Genomic DNA, 2,129 nt, shown 5'->3' with positions numbered 1-2,129 from the left:
ATATGTTTCTGAACATCTTCTGGCGTAACTGGTGTTCCAACTTTAACTACCACAGGCGTAACTTTTGGTGTTACGATAACTGGTACATTTACAGTTACTCGAATTCCATTTGGTAATTCAATTACAACCGGAATACTTGGTCTCTCACCTGGTACATCCGTTGTTGGTTTATCTCCAATTGAAATAACTTTTGCTCCTTTTGGAATGTGTTTTTCAACATCCTCAGTAGTAATTGGATCACCTTGTTTTTTAACAATATCTCCAATAGGAGTTACAGTTACTGGAATTTCTACAGTCACAACTTTACCATTTGGTAATGTAATCGTTACTTTTACAGGATCCTTCTTACCTGGTGTTGTTAAGTCTGGAAGATCTCCTACCTTAACAGTTGCTCCTTCTGGTATCTTAATTTGTTTTAGGACATCCTCTGGAGTCAGTTTTTCTTTTGTTATTGGTGTTTCAATTGGTGTAATTGGTGTTACATTCACTGGTACTTCTACCGTAACTACTTTTCCATTTGGTAAGGTAATCGTTACTTTAACTGGATCTTTCTTACCTGGCGTTGTCAAGTCTGGAATGTTTTCAACATTTGTGACCTTGCCACCTTCTGGAATCTTGATGCCTTTAGTGTAATCCTCCGGTGTTAATGGGGTAGATGTGACTGGTGTCTCAATCTCTTTAACAGGTGTTACATTAACTGGGACTTCTACTGTAATCACTTTTCCATTTGGTAATTCTACAGTGACTTTAACTGGATCTTTCTTACCTGGAGTTGTCAAGTCTGGAATGTTTTCAACATTTGTGACCTTGCCACCTTCTGGAATCTTGATGCCTTTAGTGTAATCCTCTGGTGTTAATGGGGTAGATGTGACTGGTGTCTCAATCTCTTTAACAGGTGTTACATTCACTGGGACTTCTACTGTAATCACTTTTCCATTTGGTAATTCAACCGTTACTTTAACTGGATCCTTCTTACCTGGAGTTGTCAAGTCTGGAATGTTTTCAACATTTGTGACCTTGCCACCTTCTGGAATCTTGATGCCTTTAGTGTAGTCCTCTGGCGTTAACGGAGTATTCGTTACTGGCGTTTCAATTTCCTTAACTGGCGTTACATTAACTGGAACGTCAACAGTAATTGTTTTTCCATTTGGTAATTCAACCGTTACTTTAACTGGATCCTTCTTACCTGGAGTTGTCAAGTCTGGAATGTTTTCAACATTTGTGACCTTGCCACCCTCTGGAATTTTAATTCCTTTGGTGTAATCCTCTGGCGTTAACGGAGTATTCGTTACTGGCGTTTCAATTTCCTTAACTGACGTTACATTAACTGGAATGTCAACAGTAATCACTTTTCCATTTGGTAATTCAACTGTTACCTTAACTGGATCTTTCTTACCTGGAGTTGTTAAGTCTGGAATGTTCTCAACATTTGTGACCTTGCCACCTTCTGGAATCGTGATTCCTTTTGTATAATCCTCTGGCGTTAACGGAGTATTCGTTACTGGCGTTTCAATTTCATTAACTGGAGTTACATTAACTGGAACGTCAACAGTAATCACTTTTCCATTTGGTAATTCTACAGTGACTTTAACTGGATCTTTCTCACCTGGAGTTGTCAAGTCTGGAATATTTTCTACATTGGTTACTTTTCCACCTTCTGGAACTTTAACAAATTTAGCAATATCCTCTTTTGTTAAAGGTGTATTCGTTACTGGCGTTTCAATTGGTGTTGGTTTAGCTTCTACCACCTTAATCGTAGCGGGAACTTCAACCAATACATTTCCATTTCTATCTTTCACAACTACTGTTACTGGTTTATCACCAACAGTTGTTGCATCGAACGGTTCAGTCTGTCCATCTGGAACTTTGTACTCAAATGTTGAACCTTCTGGGTAATCACTTGGAGTAATACTATCTCTTGCTTGTGGTTTTTCAGTTGGATTTACAGGAATTAATTGTTCCTTGCCTTCCACTACCTTAACCTTAGCAGGAACTTCTACCAGTTTATCTTCCCCATCTTTTGCTTCTACAATAACATCTTTTTCGCCTGGTGTTGTTGTATCTACTGGAGTTTTATATTTGAATGTTACCCCATCTGGATATTGCTCAGGATCAATATTCTTAGAAGC

Annotated in this window: 1 protein-coding gene; it reads right to left on the bottom strand. The window is 38.4% G+C overall.

Translation table 11 applies throughout. The features are described from left to right. A partial coding sequence (locus tag NMM17_RS09525) for a Rib/alpha-like domain-containing protein (RefSeq protein WP_254754330.1) occupies positions 1–2,129 on the bottom strand: 2,129 nt, incomplete at both ends.

Origin of the sequence: Streptococcus sp. CF7_Ac1-12 (assembly GCF_024295905.1) — a bacterium.
Taxonomy (GTDB): Bacteria; Bacillota; Bacilli; order Lactobacillales; family Streptococcaceae; genus Streptococcus; species Streptococcus mitis_AP.
Note: the sequence above shows the minus strand (reverse complement) of the source record. Positions and strands in the feature narration are given on the sequence as shown.